We start from the raw sequence: 654 nt of genomic DNA, 5'->3' as shown, positions 1-654 counted from the left end.
GGCATTGAGTATCAAGATTACAGTTTTGCTATGGAAGGCAAAGAGTATCTTCAAAAGAAGCTAGAGGGGGCGTTAGATCGTGAGTAATGAATTATTGGAAAAGCCGATTGAATACGAAGTGAACGGCGAAGAGGTGAAGCTTACCGGAAATATGGTTAAACAATTTCTTGTTAGCGGGAACGAAACAGTGACCGACCAAGAAATAGTGATGTTTTTACAGCTCGCTAAATACCAAAAGCTGAATCCGTTTTTAAAAGAGGTCTATCTAGTTAAATTCAAAGGAAAACCAGCTCAAAACATAGTAGCAAAAGAAGCATTTATGAAGAGAGCCGAAAATCATCCTCAATACAATGGATTAAAAGCCGGGATCATTGTTCAGCGCGGCGATGAATTAGTAAAACTTACGGGGGCCGTCAGCTTGCCCACAGATAAGCTGATCGGTGGATGGGCAAAAGTTTATCGTAAAGATAGACCAGAACCAGCAGAGATAGAAATTGAATTGCGAGAGTTCACAAAAGGACAAGCAACTTGGAACCAGATGCCCAAAAACATGATTCGTAAGACTGCAATCGTCAACGCCTTACGAGAAGCGTTCCCTGAAACGTTGGGAGCTATGTACACAGAAGACGATAAATTACCTATCCAAGATAGCGG

General features: G+C 41.6%; 1 protein-coding gene. It reads left to right on the top strand.

Features of this window, described 5'->3' with window-relative positions; all coding sequences use genetic code 11:
- Window positions 1-79: 79 nt before the first annotated feature.
- Window positions 80-654: phage recombination protein Bet (gene bet / locus RV00_RS15945; RefSeq protein WP_071863500.1), on the top strand; the 575-nt coding region annotated here is incomplete at its 3' end.

The organism is Enterococcus devriesei, from assembly GCF_001885905.1.
GTDB classification, from domain to species: Bacteria; Bacillota; Bacilli; order Lactobacillales; family Enterococcaceae; genus Enterococcus_A; species Enterococcus_A devriesei.
The sequence above is the reverse complement of the archived record's forward strand: the minus strand, read 5'-3'. Positions and strand labels throughout refer to the sequence as shown.